General features: G+C 65.7%; 19 protein-coding genes. 11 read left to right on the forward strand and 8 right to left on the reverse strand.

The genetic code is table 11. The features are described 5' to 3' along the window. Positions 1-90: 90 nt before the first annotated feature. From DYI42_RS14645 to DYI42_RS14655, 3 genes are all read left to right on the forward strand, one after another. Positions 91-1,830, forward strand: a complete 1,740-nt coding sequence (locus DYI42_RS14645; RefSeq protein ID WP_213546738.1) for a pentapeptide repeat-containing protein — start codon at positions 91-93, stop codon at positions 1,828-1,830. A gap of 274 nt (positions 1,831-2,104) precedes the next feature. Then, the gene (locus DYI42_RS14650; protein WP_213546739.1) at positions 2,105-2,467 is read left to right on the forward strand and encodes an SUF system Fe-S cluster assembly protein; all 363 of its coding nucleotides are present in this window, start codon (positions 2,105-2,107) and stop codon (positions 2,465-2,467) included. Positions 2,468-2,574: 107 nt separating this feature from the next. Continuing rightward, complete coding sequence (locus tag DYI42_RS14655) at positions 2,575-3,777, forward strand: glycerophosphodiester phosphodiesterase family protein (RefSeq protein ID WP_213546740.1); 1,203 nt, start codon at positions 2,575-2,577, stop codon at positions 3,775-3,777. Positions 3,778-3,877: 100 nt separating this feature from the next. Here DYI42_RS14655 and DYI42_RS14660 read toward each other — a convergent pair whose 3' ends face one another. Beyond that, positions 3,878-5,167 carry a hypothetical protein gene (locus tag DYI42_RS14660; RefSeq protein WP_213546741.1) on the reverse strand — a complete coding sequence of 430 codons (1,290 nt, stop codon included), beginning with the start codon at positions 5,165-5,167 and terminating at the stop codon, positions 3,878-3,880. 176 nt (positions 5,168-5,343) lie between these two features. Between DYI42_RS14660 and DYI42_RS14665 the strand changes: the two genes are divergently transcribed. The 6 genes from DYI42_RS14665 to DYI42_RS14690 all read left to right on the forward strand — a co-directional run bounded on the left by DYI42_RS14665 (position 5,344) and on the right by DYI42_RS14690 (position 9,594). Further along, positions 5,344-5,694, forward strand: coding sequence for a HesB/IscA family protein (locus tag DYI42_RS14665; RefSeq protein WP_213546742.1), 351 nt, complete (start codon positions 5,344-5,346; stop codon positions 5,692-5,694). Between the two features lie 42 nt (positions 5,695-5,736). Further along, entirely contained in the window at positions 5,737-6,921 is a 1,185-nt protein-coding gene (locus DYI42_RS14670) for a vWA domain-containing protein (RefSeq protein ID WP_213546743.1), read from the forward strand. Further along, positions 6,918-7,262: a hypothetical protein gene (locus DYI42_RS14675; RefSeq protein ID WP_213546744.1), complete on the forward strand. Its 345-nt coding sequence runs from the start codon at positions 6,918-6,920 to the stop codon at positions 7,260-7,262. The genes DYI42_RS14670 and DYI42_RS14675 overlap by 4 nt, the downstream gene beginning before the upstream one ends. Continuing rightward, a complete protein-coding gene (locus tag DYI42_RS14680; protein ID WP_213546745.1) occupies positions 7,259-7,888 on the forward strand; it encodes a DedA family protein in 630 nt (209 codons plus the stop codon). The genes DYI42_RS14675 and DYI42_RS14680 overlap by 4 nt, the downstream gene beginning before the upstream one ends. A gap of 71 nt (positions 7,889-7,959) precedes the next feature. Next, positions 7,960-8,955, forward strand: coding sequence for a Fe(3+) ABC transporter substrate-binding protein (locus DYI42_RS14685; RefSeq protein ID WP_213546746.1), 996 nt, complete (start codon positions 7,960-7,962; stop codon positions 8,953-8,955). A gap of 210 nt (positions 8,956-9,165) precedes the next feature. Further along, positions 9,166-9,594, forward strand: coding sequence for an FKBP-type peptidyl-prolyl cis-trans isomerase (locus DYI42_RS14690; RefSeq protein ID WP_213546747.1), 429 nt, complete (start codon positions 9,166-9,168; stop codon positions 9,592-9,594). Positions 9,595-9,648: 54 nt separating this feature from the next. On the opposite strand, the gene DYI42_RS14695 is transcribed toward DYI42_RS14690, so the two are convergent. After that, the gene (locus tag DYI42_RS14695) at positions 9,649-10,830 is read right to left on the reverse strand and encodes a hypothetical protein (protein ID WP_213546748.1); all 1,182 of its coding nucleotides are present in this window, start codon (positions 10,828-10,830) and stop codon (positions 9,649-9,651) included. Beyond that, on the reverse strand, positions 10,827-11,642 hold the full coding sequence (locus DYI42_RS14700; protein ID WP_213546749.1) for a hypothetical protein: 816 nt from the start codon (positions 11,640-11,642) through the stop codon (positions 10,827-10,829). Before DYI42_RS14700 ends, DYI42_RS14695 begins: the two co-directional genes overlap by 4 nt. 176 nt (positions 11,643-11,818) lie before the next feature. Between DYI42_RS14700 and DYI42_RS14705 the strand changes: the two genes are divergently transcribed. Next, complete coding sequence (locus DYI42_RS14705; RefSeq protein WP_213546750.1) at positions 11,819-12,550, forward strand: L,D-transpeptidase; 732 nt, start codon at positions 11,819-11,821, stop codon at positions 12,548-12,550. Positions 12,551-12,850: 300 nt separating this feature from the next. On the opposite strand, the gene DYI42_RS14710 is transcribed toward DYI42_RS14705, so the two are convergent. From DYI42_RS14710 to DYI42_RS14720, 3 genes are all read right to left on the reverse strand, one after another. Then, positions 12,851-13,747, reverse strand: coding sequence for a LysR family transcriptional regulator (locus DYI42_RS14710; RefSeq protein WP_244867944.1), 897 nt, complete (start codon positions 13,745-13,747; stop codon positions 12,851-12,853). Between the two features lie 69 nt (positions 13,748-13,816). Next, entirely contained in the window at positions 13,817-14,083 is a 267-nt protein-coding gene (locus DYI42_RS14715) for a hypothetical protein (RefSeq protein WP_213546751.1), read from the reverse strand. Positions 14,084-14,086: 3 nt separating this feature from the next. Then, entirely contained in the window at positions 14,087-14,935 is an 849-nt protein-coding gene (locus DYI42_RS14720; protein ID WP_213546752.1) for an alpha/beta fold hydrolase, read from the reverse strand. A gap of 351 nt (positions 14,936-15,286) precedes the next feature. Between DYI42_RS14720 and DYI42_RS14725 the strand changes: the two genes are divergently transcribed. Further along, positions 15,287-15,931, forward strand: a complete 645-nt coding sequence (locus DYI42_RS14725; protein WP_213546753.1) for an SGNH/GDSL hydrolase family protein — start codon at positions 15,287-15,289, stop codon at positions 15,929-15,931. Positions 15,932-16,243: 312 nt separating this feature from the next. Here DYI42_RS14725 and DYI42_RS14730 read toward each other — a convergent pair whose 3' ends face one another. Continuing rightward, positions 16,244-16,525 carry a hypothetical protein gene (locus DYI42_RS14730; RefSeq protein ID WP_213546754.1) on the reverse strand — a complete coding sequence of 94 codons (282 nt, stop codon included), beginning with the start codon at positions 16,523-16,525 and terminating at the stop codon, positions 16,244-16,246. 12 nt (positions 16,526-16,537) lie between these two features. Beyond that, entirely contained in the window at positions 16,538-20,206 is a 3,669-nt protein-coding gene (locus DYI42_RS14735) for a vitamin B12-dependent ribonucleotide reductase (protein ID WP_213546755.1), read from the reverse strand. Positions 20,207-20,713: the final 507 nt, after the last annotated feature.

Consider the following 20,713-nt stretch of genomic DNA (forward strand, 5'->3'; position numbering starts at 1 on the left):
GCGTGAACCGCCGCCCGCACCGCCCCCCGACCGTTGCCCGATCCGCCCCGCACCGCCACACTCAGGCCGGAGCCAACCGGGATACCCGCCATGCCCGACAATCCAACCCTCGCGCGCATCAACGCGCTCACCGCCAACGCCCGCACCACCTGGTTCGCGCTGCTCGGCACGCTGGTCTTCGTCGGCATCACCCTGATGGGCGTGGAGCACATAGATTTCTACGGCACCGACCGCGCCACCAAGCTGCCGCTGGTGGATGTCTCTGTGCCCACCCGATATTTCTTCATCGCCGCGCCGATCCTGACAGCGGCCATCTACGGCTACTTCCAGCTCTACCTGATCCGCCTCTGGGATGCGCTCGGCGCCGCGCCCGCCCGCATCGGCGGCGAGCGCCTCGGCGATGCCATCGCCCCCTGGCTGGTGACCGACGCCGCCCTGCACCTGCGCAACACCCTGCGCGACGACAACTGCACCCTGCCCCGCGCCATGGAAGTCTCCGCCATGTCGCTGAACATCGCGCTCGGCTGGCTGCTGGGGCCGGTGGTGCTGGCCCTCGTCTGGTGGATGTCCATGCCCGCCCGCCTGTTCTGGATGACGGGCATCGCCGGGCTGGCCCTGATCCTCGCGCTCTTCACCGGGGTCACCAGCTTCGCCCTGCTGCTGCGTCGCATGCGCTCGCCCGAGCTCATGCCCAACCGGCTCCGCCACGCGGTGCAGGTCCACGGAATCGGGCTGCTGCTGGTCCTGCCGGCGGTTCTGGTGCCGAGTTTCCTGCGCACCAATGGCAGCGCCGCGTTCCTCGCGCCCATCTCGCTGGGTCTCGAAGAGGTCGTCGAACGCCCCGACACCTGGCTCCCCTTCGACATCGCCCGCACCGAGTTCCGCGCCACTTGGTGCCGCCGCGAGGGGGTCGAAGACTGCGCCAACCTCGGCCCCCGCGAGGCCGATTTCCGCGAGGAATGGCTGACCCGGCGCTTCACCGCCCTCGCCGAACTGCCCAAGCCCGACTGGTCCAAGGTGCAGCGCGCCAAGCCGGACTTTCGCGAAGCCGCCCTCGCCGGGGCCTTCCTCTCCGGCGCCGATCTCCAGCAGGTCCGGCTTCAGGGCGCCTTCCTGCCCGCCGCACAGCTCGAAGGCGCCTTCCTCAACGGCGCCGACCTGACCGATGCCCACATGTCCGGCGCCGCGCTCGATATCGCCTTTCTCGACGGCGCCACGCTCACTCGCACCATGCTCGCCCGCGCCCGCATGGAGCGCGCAAGCTTGCACAACATCCGGATCGACGGGGCACAGATGAGCGAAACCGTGCTCGATGGTGCCGATTTCACCCAGGCGATGATCCTCAACGCCGAGTTCGGTGCAGCCAGCCTGCGCGGTGCCAACTTCAGCCGTGCGGTCGTCTTCGGCAACCCGGCGGCGCTGGCCCCGCGCACCGATCTCGCGGGCCTTCCTCTCATCGGCGCGGGCGTCGATCTGGCAGACCTGCGCGGCGCCCGTTTCGAGGGGGCGCTCCTTCACAACCTCGATTTCACCACGGCACAGCTGGACCCGTATTCGCTGCTCAACAGCATGGCCGATGGCACCGTGCGCCTGCCCGAGGGCATGGCGCGTCCCTGCCAATGGTCCGATGCGCCGCTGCAGACCGACGAGCTCATGGGCCGGTGGCGCGGATGGCTGGAGAGCGACGCCGAAGCCGCCGCCTGGGTCAGCCCCTGGCTCGCCGGGGTGACGAACTTCACCGCAATCCCACCGCCAGAGGGCTGCCACTGGCGCAGCCTGCCGCCGGGTGCGGCTCGCCTCCCGCCCCGGCTGCTGCCGTTCCGGCAATAAAGCGCCCGCCGTTGCCCGCCTCGCCCTCATCCTCGGGCTCCGACCCGAGGATCTCCCCGGCCACGCCGTTTCACCGCCCGCCCCGTTAACTTAACCCTGCCCCCGGATTCCTCGTATGGATGGGATGTGCATCCCTTGTGCATCGATTGTGCCTGTGTCCTGCTTGCGGTTTACGGCACAAATCGACCCCGCGTTACCGCGCCGCACGCGCAACACCCGCCCTTGCCGCGCCCCGCCCTATCTCCTATGTAAACACTCAGGAACAGGAGGCCCCATGCCCGAAGATACGCCCCCCCTCGAAGGCACCCCGCTGATCAAGCCTTCCTCCACCGAGCATCCTCTGCACGAGGCGGTGGTCGAGGCGTGCCGCTCGGTCTATGACCCTGAAATCCCTGTGAATATCTATGACCTCGGGTTGATCTACACGATCGAGATCTCGCCGGAGAACGAGGTGAACGTCATCATGTCGCTCACCGCTCCGGGCTGTCCCGTTGCGGGGGAGATGCCGGGCTGGCTGGCCGACGCCATCGAGCCGATCCCCGGCGTGAAGCAGGTCGACGTCGAAATCACCTGGGAGCCGCCCTGGGGCATGGAGATGATGAGCGACGAGGCCCGCCTCGAACTCGGATTCATGTAACGCCACCAACGGCTTGCGCGTTTTTACCTGAACGTCACCTGCGCGTTTTGCAGGCGTCACACAGCGACCCTTTGTTGCGCCCATCGCAAACCAAGGAGTCGCACCCAATGCGCCGCACACCCCTTCTCGCCACTCTCCTCCTCGCCACCACCGCCCCGGCCTTCGCCGAGGCTCCGCTTTCCGGCTACGGCCCCCGTCCGGCCTATCTCATCGGCAAGCTGCCCGAGGGCGAGCTGAAGACGAAACTGCAAAGCTGCCTCGGCCAACCCATTGCAAAGTCTGACTTTTCCATCGCCCACCGCGGCGCGCCGATGATGTTTCCGGAGCACACCGCCGAGAGCTATCGCGCCGGGGCCGCCATGGGCGCGGGCATTGGTGAGTGCGACGTGACCTTCACCAAGGACAAGGAGCTGGTCTGCCGCCACGCCCAGAACGATCTGCACACCACCACCAACATCCTCGTCTCCGATCTCGCCGCCACCTGCACCACCCCCTTCAGCCCGGCTGAGGGCGACACCAAGGCCGCTGCCGAGTGCCGCACCTCCGAGCTTTCCCTCAATGAATTCAAGAGCCTGACGCCCAAGATGGATAGCGCCGACAGCGCCGCCACCACAGCCGAGGCCTACCAGGGCGGCATCGCCGGATGGCGCACCGCGCTCTACGTGCAAGAGCCCACGAGTCTCACCCATGCCGAGTCGATCGCGCTCTTTAAGGAGCTGGGCGTCAAGATGACGCCCGAGCTGAAAAGCCCCTCCGTCGAGATGCCCTTCGACGGCTTCACGCAGGAGGATTACGCCCAGAAGATGATCGACGAGTACAAGGCCGCCGGCGTCGACCCGAGCCAGGTCTTCCCGCAGAGCTTCAACCTCAACGACGTGCTCTACTGGATTGAGAACGAACCGGAATTCGGCGCACAGGCCGTCTACCTCGTCGAGCCGACGGACAGCTTCGATCCGCAGGTCGCCGAGACCTGGGCCGAGGATTTCGCCGACCTCAAGGCGAAGGGCGTGCAATATCTCGCCCCTTCGATGAACATGCTCGTCACCGCGAAAGACGGCACCTACGCCGCCTCCGATTACGCCCTCGCCGCCAAGGAAGCCGGGCTGAACCTCATCACCTGGTCGCTGGAACGCTCCGGCCCGCTCGCCTCGGGCGGCGGCTGGTACTACAAATCAGCCACCGAGGTCACCGACAATGACGGCGACATCTACGAGCTGGTCGATACGCTGGCGCAGGACGTGGAGGTTGAAGGCATCTTCTCCGACTGGCCCGCCACGGTCACCTTCTACGCCAACTGCATGGGCCTCTGAGACCCGAGAAGGACTTGAGGGCCGAGCCTCAAGTTACTGACAAAAAACCAAAACGGGCGGCCAAGGGACCGCCCGTTTCGTCATGTCTCGGCCTGGGGTGTCAGCCCTCGACGGGCGCGGTCCCTTCCTCGCCGGTCGCCGCTGCTTCCTCGGTCGCGGGCTCTTCGGGCGCGGTGATCTCGTCGGCCTCTTCGATCGCGATCCCGAGCAACTCCTCGACGTCGGCCAGCATGTCCTCGGCCAGTTCCGGCGTCTTGTTCGGCTGCACCGTGGCTTGCGCTTCGGCCAGTTCGGCCTCGGCCGCCTCAACCGCCTCGACCGCCGCCGCGATCTCCTCGTTCTCGATCACGTCGCCGGTGCTTTCGATCGCCGCGATCTCCTCCTGAACATCGGCGTAGTCGGGGCTGGTCATGACCTCGTCGCAGCCACCGCTGCCGCCATCATCACAGCTCACGCCGCCGTCTTCATAGGTCAGGCTCACGCCATCGGGCAGATCGTAGTCCGTTGCAATCGCACCGGTTTGCGCGGCCAGCTCCTCGACGGTGGGGATATCGCCCGACAGGATCGCCTCGGCCTGCTCCACGGTGATCTCACCCGCATCCACGGCGGCCTGCACCACGTCGGTCAGCCCCTCGACGCCGAGCGCCTCGTCGCCGTTCACCGCCACGTTCACGTTCTCATAGGCCACGACAAGCGCGCCAATCCGGCCGCCTGCCCCGGTCGCGACGCCGGTTTCGCGGTATTTTTCCGCCATGTTGGCAATCGCCTGCGGGCTGCGCTTGGCCGAGTTCCAGCTGCCAAGCTCGCTGGGGTGCACCCGCGTTTCGCCAGCCGCCATCCGGCTGCGCCAGCCGTTCCCGCCCTTGGCCTTGGCGGTGGTCTCGGTCTCGACCGAGGCGCGCTGCGGCTTGCCAGCGGGCTTCTTCGACGTCGCCACTGCCTGCTCGGTGGAGGCCGTCGCGGTGGGCGCGGTTGCGGTGCTCTTTTTCTGAACCGGCTTGGCACTGCGCGTGGTCGTGGTGCCAGCAGACCCGCCCGACTTGCGGATGACCGTGCGGCGGATCTTCACCGTCTTGCCGTTTCGCTTCACCGTGCGCACCGTGGTCGTCTTCACGGTCTTGCCCTTGGTGGAGGTGGATTTGCCCTTGCCGTCGGAGGAGGCGCTGCTTCCGCCCTTGCCGCCGGAATTGCCGCCGCTTTTGCCGCCGCCTTTTCCGCCACCACCGCCGTTGCCGTTACCGCCGCCATTGCCATTGCCGTTGCCACCTGCCTTCGCATGGGCAGCATCCGCGCCCAGCACCGTTGCGGCGCCCACCGCCAGGGTGACCGGGGCGGCGGCCATTGCGGCCACGACGAGTGCGGCAAAGCCGGTCTTCAGGGGTTTGGTCATGGGACTCCTCCAGAAATCTGCTCTGCCCAAAAGACTAACCTCGCAAGGCTAGAATGTGGCATCAGGCGGGCCGCAACATGGCGATACCGGAGAAAATCCGCTCACAACAGCTTGCGGCGCGTGGGCCTTGAGCCATAGGCGCTCCCGGCCTACATATGGGCCAAAGGAGCCACCCCATGTTCGGAATTCCCGGCAAGCAAGCCGTTACCATCACCCCCCGCGCCGAGGCCGAGATTGCCAAGCTGATGGCCCGCGACGGCCACAAGGGCCTGCGCATCGGCGTGAAGAAGGGCGGCTGCGCGGGGATGGAATACACCATGGAATACGCCGACGCCGTGGATGAGCATGACGAGGTGGTGGAACAGAACGGCGCCCGCGTGATGATCGCGCCGATGGCCCAGATGTTCCTCTTCGGCACCGAGATCGACTATGAGACCTCGCTGCTGGAATCCGGCTTCAAGTTCAACAACCCGAACGTCACCGAGGCCTGCGGCTGCGGCGAGTCGATCAAGTTCGCCGAGATGTAAGCCGGGCTTGACCACGCCCGCGCCGCGCCGCACCTTCGGCCCATGTTCCTGCCCTTCTTCCAGTCCCTCCGTCAGGCGGGCGTGCCCGTCACGCTCCGCGAGCACCTGGGATTTCTGGATGCCGTCTCGGCCGGGCTGACAACCTATGACATCGAGGCCTTCTATTACCTCGCCCGCACCTGCCTGGTGAAGGACGAGCGCCACCTCGACCGCTTCGATCAGGCGTTTTCTCACGCCTTCAAGGGGCTGGAGAGCATACCGCTCGAAGCGGTGCTGGAGGCGGTGGACCTTCCCGAAGACTGGCTCAGGAAACAGGCCGAAAAGCACCTCTCTCCCGAGGAAATGGCCGAGATCGAGGCGGCGGGCGGCTTCGAGAAGCTGATGGAAACCCTGCGCGAGCGCCTCAAGGAGCAGGAGGGCCGTCACCAGGGCGGCAACAAGTGGATCGGCACCGCCGGCACCTCCCCCTTCGGTGCCTACGGATACAACCCCGAGGGCGTGCGCATCGGCCAGAAAGAAAGCCGCCACCGCCGTGCCGTGAAGGTCTGGGACAAGCGCGAATTCCGCAACCTGGACGACGGGGTCGAGCTGGGCACCCGCAACATCAAGGTCGCCCTAAAGCGCCTGCGCCAATGGGCCCGCGACGGCGCCCATGAAGAGCTGGACCTTGACGGCACGATCCGCGCCACCGCCGAGCACGGCCACCTTGATGTGGTCACCCGCCCCGAGCGCCGCAACGCCGTAAAGGTGCTGCTCTTCCTCGATGTCGGCGGCTCGATGGACCCGCATATCAAGGTGGTCGAAGAATTGTTCTCCGCCGCCCGCGCCGAGTTCAAGCATCTCGAATATTACTACTTCCACAACTGCCTCTACGAGGGGGTGTGGCGCGACAACCGCCGCCGCTGGTCCGAGCAGACGCCGACATGGGAGGTGCTCAACACCTATGGCCCGGATTACCGCGCCATCTTCGTCGGAGATGCGTCGATGAGCCCCTACGAGGTCGCCTACCCGGGCGGCGCCAACGAGCACTGGAACGAGGAGGCGGGCAGAACATGGCTTGCCCGTGCGCGCCAGCAGTGGCCGCAAAACCTATGGATCAACCCGGTGCCAGAGCGCCACTGGGGCTACACCCAGTCCATCGCCATGATCCGCGAGATCTTCGAAGAGCGGATGGTCCCGATGACGCTGGAGGGGCTGACGGCGGGCATGAAGAGCCTGACCAAGTGAAGGGCCTCATCCGCCGCCACCCGGTCCTCACCGCCTGCTTCGCCCTCGCCGTCGCGGCCACGCTCTTCTTCGGCTACCGCACCGTCGCGCGCACGCTCTACTGGATGGACCCGGCCCACCAGGCCCAGGCGCTGGAGCCGTGGATGACACCTCGCTACATTGCCCATTCATGGTTGGTCGACGGTCGCGAGCTTTCCGAACACCTCGGCGTCCCGCCCGACCCAAAGGAGCGGCCCACGCTCGAAACCATTGCCGAAAAGCGCGGCGTGCCGCTGGCGCAGGTGATTGAAGAAGCGCAGGCCTACCTCGACGCCCACGCAAAGCGCTCCGCCTCCGAATGAGCGATCTTCTCTTCGAACTCCTCGCCGCCTATGGCGTGCCGATCCTCGCGCTCACCACCTTCGCCTCCTGCATCGCCCTGCCCGTCCCCTCCTCGCTGATGATGCTGGCGGGCGGGGCCTTCGTGGCCACCGGCGATCTGTCCGTCGCGCCCGTGGCCGGCGGGGCCTTCGCCGGGGCGGTGCTGGGTGATCAGGTCGGCTACGCGCTCGGCCGGCGTGGCGGGGCCTGGCTCGACAGAACGCTGGCCACACGCCCCAAGCGCGCCCGGCTCTACACCCGTGCCCGAGACTTTACCCAAAACCGCGGTGGCCCCGGCATCTTCCTCACCCGCTGGCTGTTTTCGCCACTCGGGCCCTACGCCAACCTCGCCGCCGGAGCAGGACGCCTCGACTGGCTGCGCTTCACCCTCTGGGGTGCCGCAGGCGAGGCCGTCTGGGTCGCCATCTACGTTGGCCTCGGACTGAGCTTTGCCGACAACCTCAGCCAGGGCGCAGAAGTGGCTTCCCAGGCGCTCGGCTTCCTCGCCGCGCTCGGCGTCACGGTGTTCCTCGGGTTCTGGCTGCTGCGCGCCGCGCGCCGCCACCGGCGCGAAACCCAGAGCGGCCCCTCGGCGGAAAACTCCTGAGCAAAACACTCAGCCATTGACCCCACAAAAAGACTCAGGTTTAAGCCTCCCGAGATCAACAGGAGGCAGATATGCTGCGAACCACACTCGCCCTTACCCTGGCCGCCGCCCCCGCGCTGGCCGATGAGATCAACGTCTATTCCTACCGCCAGCCCGAGCTGATCGCGCCGCTCACCGAGGCCTTCACCGAAGAAACCGGCATCGAGGTCAATGTCGCCTTTCTCAACAAGGGCATGGTCGAGCGCCTCCAGGCCGAGGGCGACCGCTCCCCCGCCGACGTGGTGCTCACCGTCGACATCGCCCGGCTGAACGAGCTGGTCGAGGCCGGCGTCACCCAGCCGCTCTCCTCCCAGGTCCTGACCGACAGCGTGCCCGCCGCGCTGCACGGGCCCGACGGGCAATGGTGGGGCGTCACCACCCGCGCCCGCATCGTCTATGCCTCCAAGGAGCGCGTCGCCGACGGCGAGGTGACCACCTACGAGGACCTGGCCGACCCCAAGTGGAAAGGCCGCATCTGCACCCGCTCCGGCACCCACGACTACAACGTCGCCCTGGTCGCGGCGATGCTGCACCACCATGGCGAAGACTATACCCGCACCTGGCTCGAAGGCCTCAAGGCCAACCTCGCCCGCAAGCCCGAGGGCAACGACCGGGCGCAGGTCAAGGCGATCTGGGCCGGTGAATGCGACATCTCGCTCGGCAACACCTACTACATGGGCGCCATGCTGGCCGACCCCGAGCAGGTGCCATGGGCCGAGAGTGTACGCATCGAGTTCCCGACCTTCGAGAATGGCGGCACCCACATCAACCTCTCCGGCGTCGCGCTGACCAAAGCCGCGCCGAACAAGGAAAACGCGGTGAAGTTCATCGAATTCCTCGCCTCCTCCCAGGCCCAGGAAATCTACGCCGAGAAGAACAACGAATACCCGGTGGCCCCCGGCACCGAACCCTCCGATCTGGTGAGAAGCTGGGGCGAATTCACCCCCGATGACACCGACCTCGTCGACATCGCCAAGCTGCGCCCGGCCGCGATCAAGCTGATCGAAGAGGTCGATTTCGACGGCTGAGGACGCACGGCCGCAGCCGTCCCGCAGGTTGGGCAAATGCCCACCTTGCCCTACGCAAAACCAAAGAGGCCCCGCTCCGGCGGGGCTTTTCCTTGCCTGCGTTTCCCCCGGTTTACATTCGCGCCACGAGTTGCGACCCTGTGGCGAACACCGAGCCACCCGCGCGCGCGGCCTCGGCAAATTCACCCCTCCCCCCTGAAAGGATACCCAATGACCCAGGCAAAGGCGGGCGATACGCTCCAACTGCATTACACCGGCACTCTCGAAGACGGCACCGTTTTCGACAGCTCCGAGGGCCGCGAGCCGCTGTCTTTCGAACTCGGCTCCGGCCAGATCATCCCCGGCCTCGACGCCGGCGTGACCGGCATGGAAGTGGGCGAAAAGCGCACCGTCCGCGTCGAGCCCGGCGAGGCCTACGGCGAGCATCAGGCCGACCGCGTGCAGGCCGTCGAACGTGCCAGCGTGCCCGATCACATCCCGACAGAGCCCGGCACGCAGCTTCAGGTGCAAACCCCGGATGGCCAGGCCATGCCCGTCACTGTCCTCGAAGCGGATGAAGAGAAGGTCGTGCTCGACGCCAACCACCCGCTCGCGGGCAAAACGCTGACCTTCGACGTCGAACTGGTCGAGATCGCCTGATCGCAGGCCAGTGCCCTGCCCCGGTCCGGCGCCCGCCGGGCCGAGGCCTATTCGTCAGGCCGCCAGCGCCGCTGTCAGAGTCTCGGCGCGCTTGGCGGCATCCGCACGGTCACGCCCCAGCACCAGCCCGGTGCAGTGGCATATGCCCTCCGCTGTCTCCATCAGGCTGGCGTCGATCAGCCGGTACGGCACCAGCCAGCCCTCCTGCACGGGCTCCCGCAGCCGCGCGACCATCTCGCTGAGCGGCCCCTTGAACTGCCCGGCGAAGGTCTGGCTACAGGCGAGCCCCACCCGTGCAGCCGCCGTGTCGTGCAGCAGGATCTGCTGGGTGCAGGCGTTGAACCGGAAATTCGGGTCGAAGACGATCATCTCGCCACCCACGGTGCGGCCGATGTCGAAGCCACAGACCCCGAGAAACCCCTCTGCCTGCGCTTTCCGGGCCACCTCCATCGCAAGCGCGATCCCGGCCTCCGGCAGCGGGTGGGCAGGGTCGATCACGTTGCCAAGTTGCTGGCCCGGTGCGCTGAAGGTCTGCTCCGCCGCGCCGAGGTAATGCACCCCGGTTTCCATGATCGTCAGGTTGGCGCACCAGCAGCGCTCCACCTCCAGCGCCGCCTCGCAGATCACGCGCTCCACGCCCATCGCCTCGAGTTGCGCCCTTGCCGCCGCGAGGCTCTCGGCATCCGTGCAATAGCGCACCGCATGGCCCCAGCCCGTCGCCTCCTCGCCCGCCGCCTTCAGGAACACCGGCAGCGCCACGCCGTCGAGCTGATCGACCGCGCGCAGCTCTCGCGGCGCCAGCGCGCCCGGCGGCACCAACCACGGCAACGATTCCTTGCTGTTGAGCCGCGCCCAGAGGTCGGGCGCAACCAAATGCGCCCCTTCCCCATACAAGCCCTCCGTCACCGGATAGGGCCAGGCCAGCCTGTATCCCTCCGCCACCATCCCCTTGCCATGGGCCACCGCCTCCTCAGTGGTGGTGAACACCCGCATATCTTCTTCAATCTGGTGCCCCGCCGCCTCTAGGAAGGTCAGGATCTCGTCACTCACCCCGCCCCGGTGCCGCAGCGTCGGGCATCGACCCAGCACGCCCAGCAACAGCGTCGTCACCGCGTCGAGGTTGAACGGGGTGTAGCCCAGCATCCGGGTCTGATGCAGATCGGTTCGCGCCATATAGGCCGTGCCCTCTGGCATAAGCCCGCCCGGCGGCACCCCGGGCACCAACGGCACGTTCATCCCAGCACCTCCTCAAGCCCTGCGGCCAGCCGCAATATCCGCTCCGACCGCGGATCCCCGGCAAAGGTCGCCGTCTTGTTCGCATCCAGCAAGATCGCCCGGCCGTCGTGCACCACGTAATCGAACTTCCCGAAGTCGAACCCCATGCGCTCGCGATGCGCCTCGATCTCCGGCGGCACGTCATCGAGATATTCGTACTTCACCATCGTGCCCGTCTTCACCATCGGATCGCTGGCATAGATCTTGTAACCATAGCCGCGCGCGCCGAAAAACAGCCAGCCGCGCTGGCAATAGAGGTCCCCTTCCCGCTCCGGCATGAAGCGCTCCACCAGCAAGTCCTCCCGGCCCCACACCCAGCGCGGCACCTCTGCCGCCGAGCCGAGCACCGGATAGGTCCGCTTTGGCAGCACCCGCGCCAGCTTCCAGCTCACCCCGGCCAGGCGGCGGCGGGCCCGCACCATGCGGCTGCGGCTGGCGCGCACCTCGGGCGAGCCGAAGGAGTTGAGGTTCGACTTCACGATCACGGGGCCGTCCCAGCCATCGCCCTGCGCCACCTGCAATTCCGAATACTGCCGCTTGGAAATGTCCAGCACGCCGCCATTCAACACCGGCACACCCGCCGGCGCCTCGGGCACATCCGCCGGGTCGATCCGCGTGCGGTCGTGATGCAGGATGCACAGGTCGGCCTCCGCGGCAAACCCACGCCCCACCTCTACCTCATGTCCCTGCTCGCGCCAGATCGCGCAGAGCACCCCGATCACGTAATGGCCGGGCAACACCCCGTTCTCCGTCGAAACACTGATCCGTGCCATGGCGGCCTCCTCCGCTCGGGGGCGGCCCGCGCCGCGCCCCTCAGGCGCCAAACCAGCTTCCCGCCCCGAGCGCAAGCGCAACACCGCGCGGGTTTTTGCCGGTGCCCCACTTGCCCCTCCCCCGGCGCTGAGGCAGACAAGGCTCAACTGCTGCTCAACAACACCCAAGGCCCCAGATGCTTCGCCCCCTGCTCGCCCTCGCTGCTGCCCTCTCCCTCTCGGCCTGCGCCGAACTGGTCGACCCCTCCCACATCACCGAAACCACGCGCGCCAAATACGCCGCCGTGCAGGACGGTGCCATCACCGTGCCCGCCGTGCCCGAGGAGTACCTGACCGAGGCAATCGCCCGCCAAGAGGTCAACTACTCGGCCCCCCACGCGCCGGGCACCATCATCGTCGATCCCGGCGCCAAGCGGCTCTACCAGCTCTTGGGGAACGGCCGCGCCATGCGCTACGTCGTCGGCGTCGCCCGCGCAGGCCGCGGCTTCTCCGGCAACGCCAACGTCGCCTTCCAGCGCGACTGGCCCTACTGGACGCCCACCGCCAACATGGTCCGCCGCGACCCCGAGCTCTACGGCCCGATCCGCAACGGAAAGCCCGGCGGCCTCGACAACCCCCTCGGCGCCCGCGCGCTCTACCTCTACCGCAACGGGCGTGACACGCTCTACCGCATCCACGGCACCTCCGAGCCCAAGTCCATCGGCATGCAGGCCTCCTCCGGCTGCATCCGCATGTTCAACCAGGACGCCATGCACCTCGCGGCGAATACGCCCAACGGAACGCGGGTGATCGTTCTCCCCGAAAGCCGCTCCGGCGCCTGGGTCGACCCCGCCGACATGCCTGCCCCCGAACCAGGCGAAGCCCTGACGGCAGGCAGCAACCCGCTTGAGGATACCTCGACGTTGTAGGGGGGGCATGAAACGCGACCCTCACGCCAGGCCTTAGGACGGGACCGACTCTCCATCTGCGTCAACAAAGGGCGGAGAGCAGCCCTTCGCTGCACATGGAAACAACGTCCGCTTCCCAGACCTGTCAGGAAGGACAGGCTTCAAGTTTCTACGTGCATGGCCGTCCGCCGGCTCGGGGGTAATTTCTCGCGCAGCGAGAGGTTCGAACGGATGTTGGTCACCCCTGGGAACCAGCGCAGGGTCCGCCTTTTCGAAGACCATGAGCCCGATCTTCCTGCGGCTCGTCTTAAAGCCAAGCCACTAAGCGATCCGGAGAGCCCTCTCTCCTGCAATTTCCCGTTTGATCTCGTCGATTAGCGTGTCGATTGCCGGGTTGCGCAGCTTCCGTGCACGGCGCGCGACATAGGTAACGTCAGGTGGATCGGCGAAGCAGCCCGTCAGAACGTCCATGTCCGGTGTTACATGCCGCTCATTCAGGATGGCGACACCAAGGCCGCTTCGCACGCCGGAGACGATACCGGCGGCACTGGCGCATTCAAGGATGGTCGCAAATACCGTCCCGTCCTCCTGCCCAACATCCATTGCCCACCGCCGGTAGAAGCAGTTCTCATCGAAAGAGAGAAACGGCACGATGCCGCCCGACCCGAGGTCGAGATCGGGGGATTTCACCCAGAACAAGCGTTCTCGGAACAGCTCGATATCATGTGGGCGGACTTCATGCGTAAAGACCTGCATGATGGCAAAGTCGATCTCGCCGGTCGCCAGAAAATCTTGCAGGACCAGGCTTTGAAGCACCCTTGTCCGCACCGAGACGCCGGGATGCAGGCGCGCAAACCGGCCGAGGATGCGGCTTAGGTCGGAACAGGTAGTATCCTCGGTCAGGCCGAGACTGATCTGTCCCTGCACCAGTGTCTTCGAGAGCGAGCGCAGGGCCTCATCGTGAAGCGCGAGAATGCGCCGCGCATAGCCCAAAAGATCGCGCCCTGTATCCGTGAAGAGTGGCGCGCCCGGCCGCCGGCTGAGGAGGTTGCAGTCGAGGCTTGTTTCGAGCCGCTTGATCTTGTGGCTGACGGCCGATTGAGACAGTCCGAGAAGGGCGGCGGCGCGGGTTACACCGCCTTGCTCCTCGATGGCGCTCAGAGCCCTAAGCGCATCAATGTCCAGTCGCTGAACCAATCTGTCTGACATGACCGTCATAGATGGCTTCCTATCTCTGATAGATTTGCGTCATGCTACCTTGAGGCTGTTCGGCCGGCAAGCGCGACGTCAGCCCCATCGGACCAATCCAATCACCGCCGAAGAAGCGTAGAACGCCTGCAACAGCAGGAAGGTCCAGCGTCCGTCGATCACTGCCCAGGCCGCGAAGAGGCCAGAGGAGATCAGCAGCAGGGTGAACCCCAGGGTCTCGGCTCCGACGTTCGATGCGATCAGCAAGGCATAGGCCATGGCCAGAACAGAGCCCGTGATCTCGAACAGCGTGGTGAGCCGGCGTCGGTCTCGCCCATTGGCGGGCGCCTGCGAGATATCGGTCATGGCTCAGCCCTTCCTCTTGAGGAAATCAACCAGCAGGCCAGAGATCTTCTCGGGCTGGTCTTCCATCGCGAAATGGCCGCAATCTTCCAGCACGTGCAGCTCCGAGCCCGGGATGGCCTCGTGTAGCTTCCGCGCCCAGTCGACGACCTGCCACGCGTCGTCTGCCCCCCAGATCAATTGGACCGCGATCTGGCCGAGTTCAGCAAGGCGGGGTGTCAGTTCGTCGGTGTGCTTCGGATCATAGTGCCGGACCTGATGCTGGAACAGGCTGCCTTGCCCGATCGGGTTGGCAATGAATTCCAAAAACGTCTCAAGCGATGTCTCGGCCAAGCGCTCCTTGTGCTGCACGGTCGACAGCAACCAATCCCGAAAATGCGCTCTGTGGTCGGCATCGGGCGCCTCGATGAGCGCCCCCAGACCGGCCTGCATCTGCTGATGCGTGCGCTTCGAGGGCCAGCTGTCGAAGCTGACCACATCGATCAGGGTGAGTGAACGAACACGCGGTTGCGAGAAGATTGCCAACCGCTGGGCCACCGCACCCCCGATGTCGTGGGCGATGATGTGGGCATCCTCCAGCCCCCAATGATCCAGCAGCCCTTCCAGAATGGGAACCTGTCCCGTGACTGAGGTGTCGATCTCCGGGTCCCATGGGCGCTCGGACAGGCCGTAGCCCAAGAGGTCGTAGACATGCACCTTGTGGCCGGCTGCGACCAGCGCCGGCAGGGTGTTGCGCCAGATATATGAGGACGACGGGGTCCCGTGGATAAGCACCACCGGAGATCCGTCCCCGTGAACGCCATGCGCGATGCGGGTGTTGTTGATGAGAACATGATTATTGACGAGATGGTCCATGACGACGCTCCTGAGCAGGGTTGGCTCAGGAAGAAATACAGCGCGTCGGATCATTCCAAAAATGAACGATACGGCCGGTCTCATCGAAATATGTCATTCAGGTCGAATGTGGGGGGGCAGGCTTGCTTTCGCACGGCTTCGCAAACGCTGGGCTCACTACAGGCCCGTGACATGGCCGCCGAAGCAGAGCAGCTGGACCCGCTCGCAACGCTCTTGGTCAGCGATCTCCAACCTATCGTCTGCCGCCGGAATAGCACGAAGCCGACCTTCGCTGCTACTGCTGCGAAGTTCCGGAAAGGGCCGTTACCCCCCAACCTTGCCCCCTCCCCTCACTACCCTACCTCACACAGCATGACCCGCTGGCTCCTCCTCCCGCTCTTCCTCCTCGCCGCCTGCGCCCCCGGCGTCCCCGACAACGCCCGCATCGTCGTCGCGGGCGATTCCGTCATGGCCTGGAACCGCAGCGCCAACGCCTCCGTCGCCGATGCCCTGCAAGCCCGTCTCGGGGAGCCCGTGGGCGATGTCTCCCTGCCCCTCGCCAAAGTCGCCGGGGGCAGCGGGTCGCTCAACATCCCCACCCAGCTCCGCGGCGTCAGCGCCCCCTGGGTCGTGCTGAACGGTGGGGCCAATGACATCAGCGCCAGTTGCGATTGCACCCGCTGCGGCCCCGTGCTTGACCGGCTGATCTCCACCGATGGGCGGCGCGGCGAGATCCCCGCCCTCATCGCCAGCCTCCGGCAGCGCGGCTCCCGCGTCATCTGGGCCGATTACTACACCTCGCCCCGCTTCGCCGGCACCGCCTGCGTCGCCCCCTACCGCGCGCTGGAGTCCCGCCTTGGCCGCATGGCCGCCCGCGATCCCGGCGTCTCGCTCGTCGACATGGACGATGTCTTCACCCCCGCCGACCTCTCGCTCTTCGCCGCTGACCGGACGCACCCTTCCCCAAAGGGTTCGGCCCGCATCGCCGCCCTCGTCGCCCCCTTGCTGCAGCGCTGAGCCGATCCGCCCGCGCGGTGGCTTAACCCCTCCCCGTTTTGCATTTTCCCGTATGCATGGGTTGTGCATCAGTTGTGCATCGCTTCTGCATCCCCCAAAACCACGGTTAACGCCCAAACTGCGCCCTGGTCTTGCATTTTTGCAAAACCCAATCCCCAAGAGCCCACTCGCCGCCCTACCGTCCTGAAATCGCAAAGAAAAAGGGGGGCCGAAGCCCCCCAGTTTCGCCGTTCAGGCTCATCGTTGATACCGCCCGGTTTATTTGCCTGCGGCCTGAACTGCGCCAGGGGCGAGCGCACCCGCCCCGGAACCTTAACCCTGCACCCTCGAAAGGCTGATCCGCCCTTCCCAGATGCAGTCTCCACCCGCTTTGGCGTAGAGCCCAGCGCGTTCCTCGAACGCTTCGCCGCTCTCGGCCTTGAAGTGGAACCCTTTGGGATTCATCGCGAATTCCTCCAGGTGGTCCTTGGGCACGATCACCGCGCCCTTGGAAATCTCGCGTCCGCCCTTGCAGCAGGGTTCAAGCTCGCATTGCGCCTCGAACTCCCGCCCCGAGGGGGTTTCGACGATGCCGGAGATGATCTCTTTCGCCATCGTCCGTTAACCTCAGCTACAGCCGCTCGTGCCGCCGCAGGTGTTGCACTTCATGCAGGTGCCGTTGCGCACCAGCGTGTAGTTGCCGCACTCCCCGCAAGCCTCGCCCTCGTAGCCCTGCATCTTCGCCTTCGCCCGGGCGTCCATCCCGTTGGAAACGCTCGTTGTTTCCGGCACCAGGGTCTCCAGCGCCACCACCGGATCCACCCCGGCATCCAACGCAACGGCCCCGGCAACCTCGCCGCCAAGCCCACCTTGCAGCACCACCAGATCGGACGGCAGCCGCTTGCGCAGGTAGCCCGAGGAGGAGATTTGCTTGAGCACTTCCAAGGACTTGGAGGCCGCGCTGTCACTCACCGAAGAGACGTTCGAAACGCCCTCTTCCTCGCCCCGGCCCAGGTCGTCAAAAGCTGCGCCTTCGGGCTTCACATGGGCCAGATCCGTCCGGTCGAGGTAGCTCACCGCCAGCTCGCGGAAGATGTAATCGAGGATCGAGGTCGCGTTCTTGATGCTGTCGTTCCCCTGCACCATCCCGGCCGGCTCGAACTTGGTGAAGGTGAAGGCGTCGACGAACTCCTCCAGCGGCACCCCATATTGCAGGCCGACCGACACCGCGATGGCGAAGTTGTTCATCATCGCCCGGAAGCCAGCGCCTTCCTTGTGCATGTCGATGAAGAGCTCGCCGAGCTTGCCGTCTTCATACTCGCCGGTGCGCAGATACACCTTGTGCCCGCCCACAACCGCCTTCTGGGTATAGCCTTTCCGGCGGTGCGGAAGCTTGGAGCGTTCGGCCCGCACCACCTCCTTGATCACCACCTTCTCGATGATCTTCTCGGCCAGCACCTGTGCCTTCTCGGCGGGTGCGCCGCTTTCCAGCACCTCCTGCGCGTCTTCGTCGTCTTCCACAAGCGCGGCGGCAAGCGGCTGGCTCAGCTTGGAGCCGTCGCGGTAGAGCGCGTTCGCCTTGATCCCCATCTGCCAGCTACGCTCATAGGCGGCCTGGCAATCTTCGATGGTGGCGTCGTTCGGCATGTTAATCGTTTTCGAGATCGCGCCTGAGATAAAGCTCTGGGCGGCGGCCATCATGTCGATGTGCGAATTGACAGAGAGGAACCGCTTGCCCTTCTTGCCGCAGGGGTTGGCGCAATCGAACACGCTCAGATGCTCTTCCTTCAGGTGCGGCGCACCTTCCAGCGTCATCGTTCCGCAAACGTGGTCGTTGGCCGCTTCGATCTGGGCGCGGGTGAAGCCCAGCGAGGAGAGCAGATCAAAGCCCGGATCGTTCAGCTTTGCGGCGGGGATGCCCAGCACCGAGGTGCAGAACTCTTCGCCCAGCGTCCACTGGTTGAAGACGAAGCGGATGTCGAAGGCCGAGGCCAGCGCGGCTTCCACTTTGTCGATCTCTGCCTGGCCAAAGCCGTGGCCCACCAGCGCGGTGTGGTTGATGCCGGGCGCGTTGCCAAGCGAGCCGTGGCCGACCGCATAGGCGATGATCTCGCCAATCTGCGCCTCGCCGTAGCCCAGCTTCTTCAGCGCGGCAGGCACCGAACGGTTGATGATCTTGAAGTAGCCGCCACCCGCGAGCTTCTTGAACTTCACCAGCGCGAAGTCGGGCTCGATGCCGGTGGTGTCGCAGTCCATCACCAGACCGATGGTGCCGGTCGGCGCGATGACCGAAACCTGCGCGTTGCGGTAGCCGTGCTTCTCACCCAGTTCCAGCGCCTCGTCCCAGGCTTCCTTGGCGAGCGCCACAAGGGCGCTGTCGGGGCAGCCCGCGTGGTCGAGCGCAACAGGGTTCACGTTCATCCGCTCGTAGCCTGCCGTCTCGCTATAGGCGGCGCGACGGTGGTTGCGGATGACGCGCAGCATGTGCTCGGCGTTTTTCGCATAACCCGGGAAGGCCCCCAGCTCACCGGCCATCTCGGCAGAGGTGGCATAGGACACCCCGGTCAGGATCGCGGTGAGCGCGCCGCCAAGGGCGCGGCCCTCGCGGCTGTCGTAGCCGTAGCCCATGTTCATCAAGAGGCCGCCGATGTTGGCATAACCAAGGCCCAGCGTGCGGAAGTCGTAGCTGCGCTGCGCGATCTCCTTGGAGGGAAACTGCGCCATCATCACCGAGATTTCCAGCGTGATCGTCCACAGACGGGTGGCGTGGATGTAGTCTTCCGCCTGGAACACGCCGTCCTTGAGGAAGGTCAGCAGGTTCATCGAGGCCAGGTTGCAGGCCGTGTCGTCGAGAAACATGTACTCCGAGCAGGGGTTCGAGCCCCGGATCGGCCCGTCTTCGGGGCAGGTGTGCCAGGCGTTGACGGTGTCATGGTACTGGATACCCGGATCGGCGCAGGCCCATGCCGCGTGGCCGATGTCTTCCCAGAGCTCGCGGGCGCTGATGGTGCGCGCCACCGAGCCGTCGGTGCGGTTCACCAGTTCCCAGGGCAAGTCGTCCTTGACCGCCTTGAGGAAGGCATCGGTGACTCGAACCGAGTTGTTGGAGTTCTGGCCGGAAACGGTGGCGTAGGCCTCGCTGTCCCAATCGGTGTCGTAGGTTGGAAACTCGATGCTGGCGTAGCCCTGCCGCGCGTAGTCGAGCACCCGCTTGATGTAGGTCTCGGGGATCCGGGCCTTCTTGGCATCCTTCACCGCGCCCTTCAGCGCGTCGTTCGCATTGGGGTCATAGGCGCCGTCCTCGGAGCCGTCGAAGGCGCGAATGGCGGAGAAGATCGCGTTCAGCTTCTCCTCGTGCATCTTGGAGCCGGCCACGAGGCTGGCCACCTTCTGCTCTTCCTTCACCTTCCAGTTGACGTATTCCTGAATGTCCGGGTGGTCGGCGTCGACGATCACCATCTTGGCCGCGCGCCGCGTGGTGCCGCCCGATTTGATCGCGCCCGCCGCACGGTCGCCGATCTTCAGAAAGCCCATCAGGCCCGAAGATTTGCCGCCGCCCGAAAGCTTCTCGCCTTCGGCCCTGAGCGAGGAGAAGTTGGTGCCGGTGCCGGAGCCATACTTGAAGAGCCGGGCCTCACGCACCCAGAGGTCCATGATGCCGCCCTCGTTCACCAGGTCGTCACCGACAGACTGGATGAAGCAGGCGTGCGGCTGCGGATGCTCGTAGGAGCTTTTCGACTTGATCAGCTTGCCGGTCTTGTAATCCACGTAGTGGTGGCCCTGCGCCGGGCCGTCGATGCCATAGGCCCAGTGCAGGCCGGTGTTGAACCACTGCGGGCTGTTCGGCGCGGCGCGCTGGGTGGCCAGCATGTGGCGCATCTCGTCGAAGTAGGCCTTGGCGTCGGCCTCGGTGGTGAAGTAACCACCCTTCCAGCCCCAATAGGTCCAGGCGCCGGCGAGGCGATCGAACACCTGCTTGGCCGAGGTCTCGCCGCCGTAGCGCTCATCCTCGGGCAGCTCGGCCAGGGCCTTCTCATCGGCCACCTTGCGCCACAGGAACTCGGGCACGCCCTTTTCCTTCACCGCCTTGAGGCAGGCAGGCACACCGGCCTTGCGGAAGTATTTCTGCGCAATCACGTCCGAGGCCACCTGGCTCCAGGACGCGGGCACTTCGAGGTTGTCGAGCTTGAAGACGACGGAGCCGTCAGGATTGCGGATTTCCGACGTGGTGGTGGTAAACTCCAGCCCGCCGTATGCAGCACCTTTGGACGTGGTGAACTTCCGTTCAATCTTCATGGTCACATGCCTCTGTTTCACTCGGCGCCTTCTTCCGGCGGCACCTGTCTGTTGCGTCCCGGCGCGGCTTCGGCCGCGCTCATTTACCCTGCCGATGGGCGCAGAAGGCGGGCCGCCGAACAGAGCTGTTCGAACGTGGCAGGCTGTGCGCGGCCCGCCTCTCGGCTGTCATGGTCTAAAGACCGTCCCTCTTGCGACCGTCCGCGCCTGCCCCCATCATTCGGGGAGCCGCGTTGTGTTCAATGCGTAGCAGAAGGCCCGATGGAGCGGCTTGCGCTCCTGTATTTCCCCGGTGTGCCGGGTTGCCCCGGTATGCCCCCTGCCGTTTCGCGTTCGCCCCAACATCTTGTGGCGGCTCAGTCGGCCCCCACAAGAAACCCGATTGGAGGGCGCACCGTCAACGCTAAAATCCGCCGCAACTCCCATTCTTTTCTGTTGACGGATCGCGCTTTGGCTGACCCGCCGCACCGCCCCATGATTCATCCACATGGCGGGAGAGTTCACCAC

Origin of the sequence: Vannielia litorea (genome assembly GCF_018424695.1) — a bacterium.
Classification (GTDB): domain Bacteria; phylum Pseudomonadota; class Alphaproteobacteria; order Rhodobacterales; family Rhodobacteraceae; genus Vannielia; species Vannielia litorea_A.

Coding starts and splice junctions, on each gene's coding strand:
- DYI42_RS14645 (WP_213546738.1), top strand. CDS start 91: ATGCCCGACAATCCAACCCTCGCGCGCATCAACGCGCTCACCGCCAAC.
- DYI42_RS14650 (WP_213546739.1), top strand. CDS start 2,105: ATGCCCGAAGATACGCCCCCCCTCGAAGGCACCCCGCTGATCAAGCCT.
- DYI42_RS14655 (WP_213546740.1), top strand. CDS start 2,575: ATGCGCCGCACACCCCTTCTCGCCACTCTCCTCCTCGCCACCACCGCC.
- DYI42_RS14660 (WP_213546741.1), bottom strand. CDS start 5,167: ATGACCAAACCCCTGAAGACCGGCTTTGCCGCACTCGTCGTGGCCGCA.
- DYI42_RS14665 (WP_213546742.1), top strand. CDS start 5,344: ATGTTCGGAATTCCCGGCAAGCAAGCCGTTACCATCACCCCCCGCGCC.
- DYI42_RS14670 (WP_213546743.1), top strand. CDS start 5,737: ATGTTCCTGCCCTTCTTCCAGTCCCTCCGTCAGGCGGGCGTGCCCGTC.
- DYI42_RS14680 (WP_213546745.1), top strand. CDS start 7,259: ATGAGCGATCTTCTCTTCGAACTCCTCGCCGCCTATGGCGTGCCGATC.
- DYI42_RS14685 (WP_213546746.1), top strand. CDS start 7,960: ATGCTGCGAACCACACTCGCCCTTACCCTGGCCGCCGCCCCCGCGCTG.
- DYI42_RS14690 (WP_213546747.1), top strand. CDS start 9,166: ATGACCCAGGCAAAGGCGGGCGATACGCTCCAACTGCATTACACCGGC.
- DYI42_RS14695 (WP_213546748.1), bottom strand. CDS start 10,830: ATGAACGTGCCGTTGGTGCCCGGGGTGCCGCCGGGCGGGCTTATGCCA.
- DYI42_RS14700 (WP_213546749.1), bottom strand. CDS start 11,642: ATGGCACGGATCAGTGTTTCGACGGAGAACGGGGTGTTGCCCGGCCAT.
- DYI42_RS14705 (WP_213546750.1), top strand. CDS start 11,819: ATGCTTCGCCCCCTGCTCGCCCTCGCTGCTGCCCTCTCCCTCTCGGCC.
- DYI42_RS14710 (WP_244867944.1), bottom strand. CDS start 13,747: ATGACGGTCATGTCAGACAGATTGGTTCAGCGACTGGACATTGATGCG.
- DYI42_RS14715 (WP_213546751.1), bottom strand. CDS start 14,083: ATGACCGATATCTCGCAGGCGCCCGCCAATGGGCGAGACCGACGCCGG.
- DYI42_RS14720 (WP_213546752.1), bottom strand. CDS start 14,935: ATGGACCATCTCGTCAATAATCATGTTCTCATCAACAACACCCGCATC.
- DYI42_RS14725 (WP_213546753.1), top strand. CDS start 15,287: ATGACCCGCTGGCTCCTCCTCCCGCTCTTCCTCCTCGCCGCCTGCGCC.
- DYI42_RS14730 (WP_213546754.1), bottom strand. CDS start 16,525: ATGGCGAAAGAGATCATCTCCGGCATCGTCGAAACCCCCTCGGGGCGG.
- DYI42_RS14735 (WP_213546755.1), bottom strand. CDS start 20,206: ATGAAGATTGAACGGAAGTTCACCACGTCCAAAGGTGCTGCATACGGC.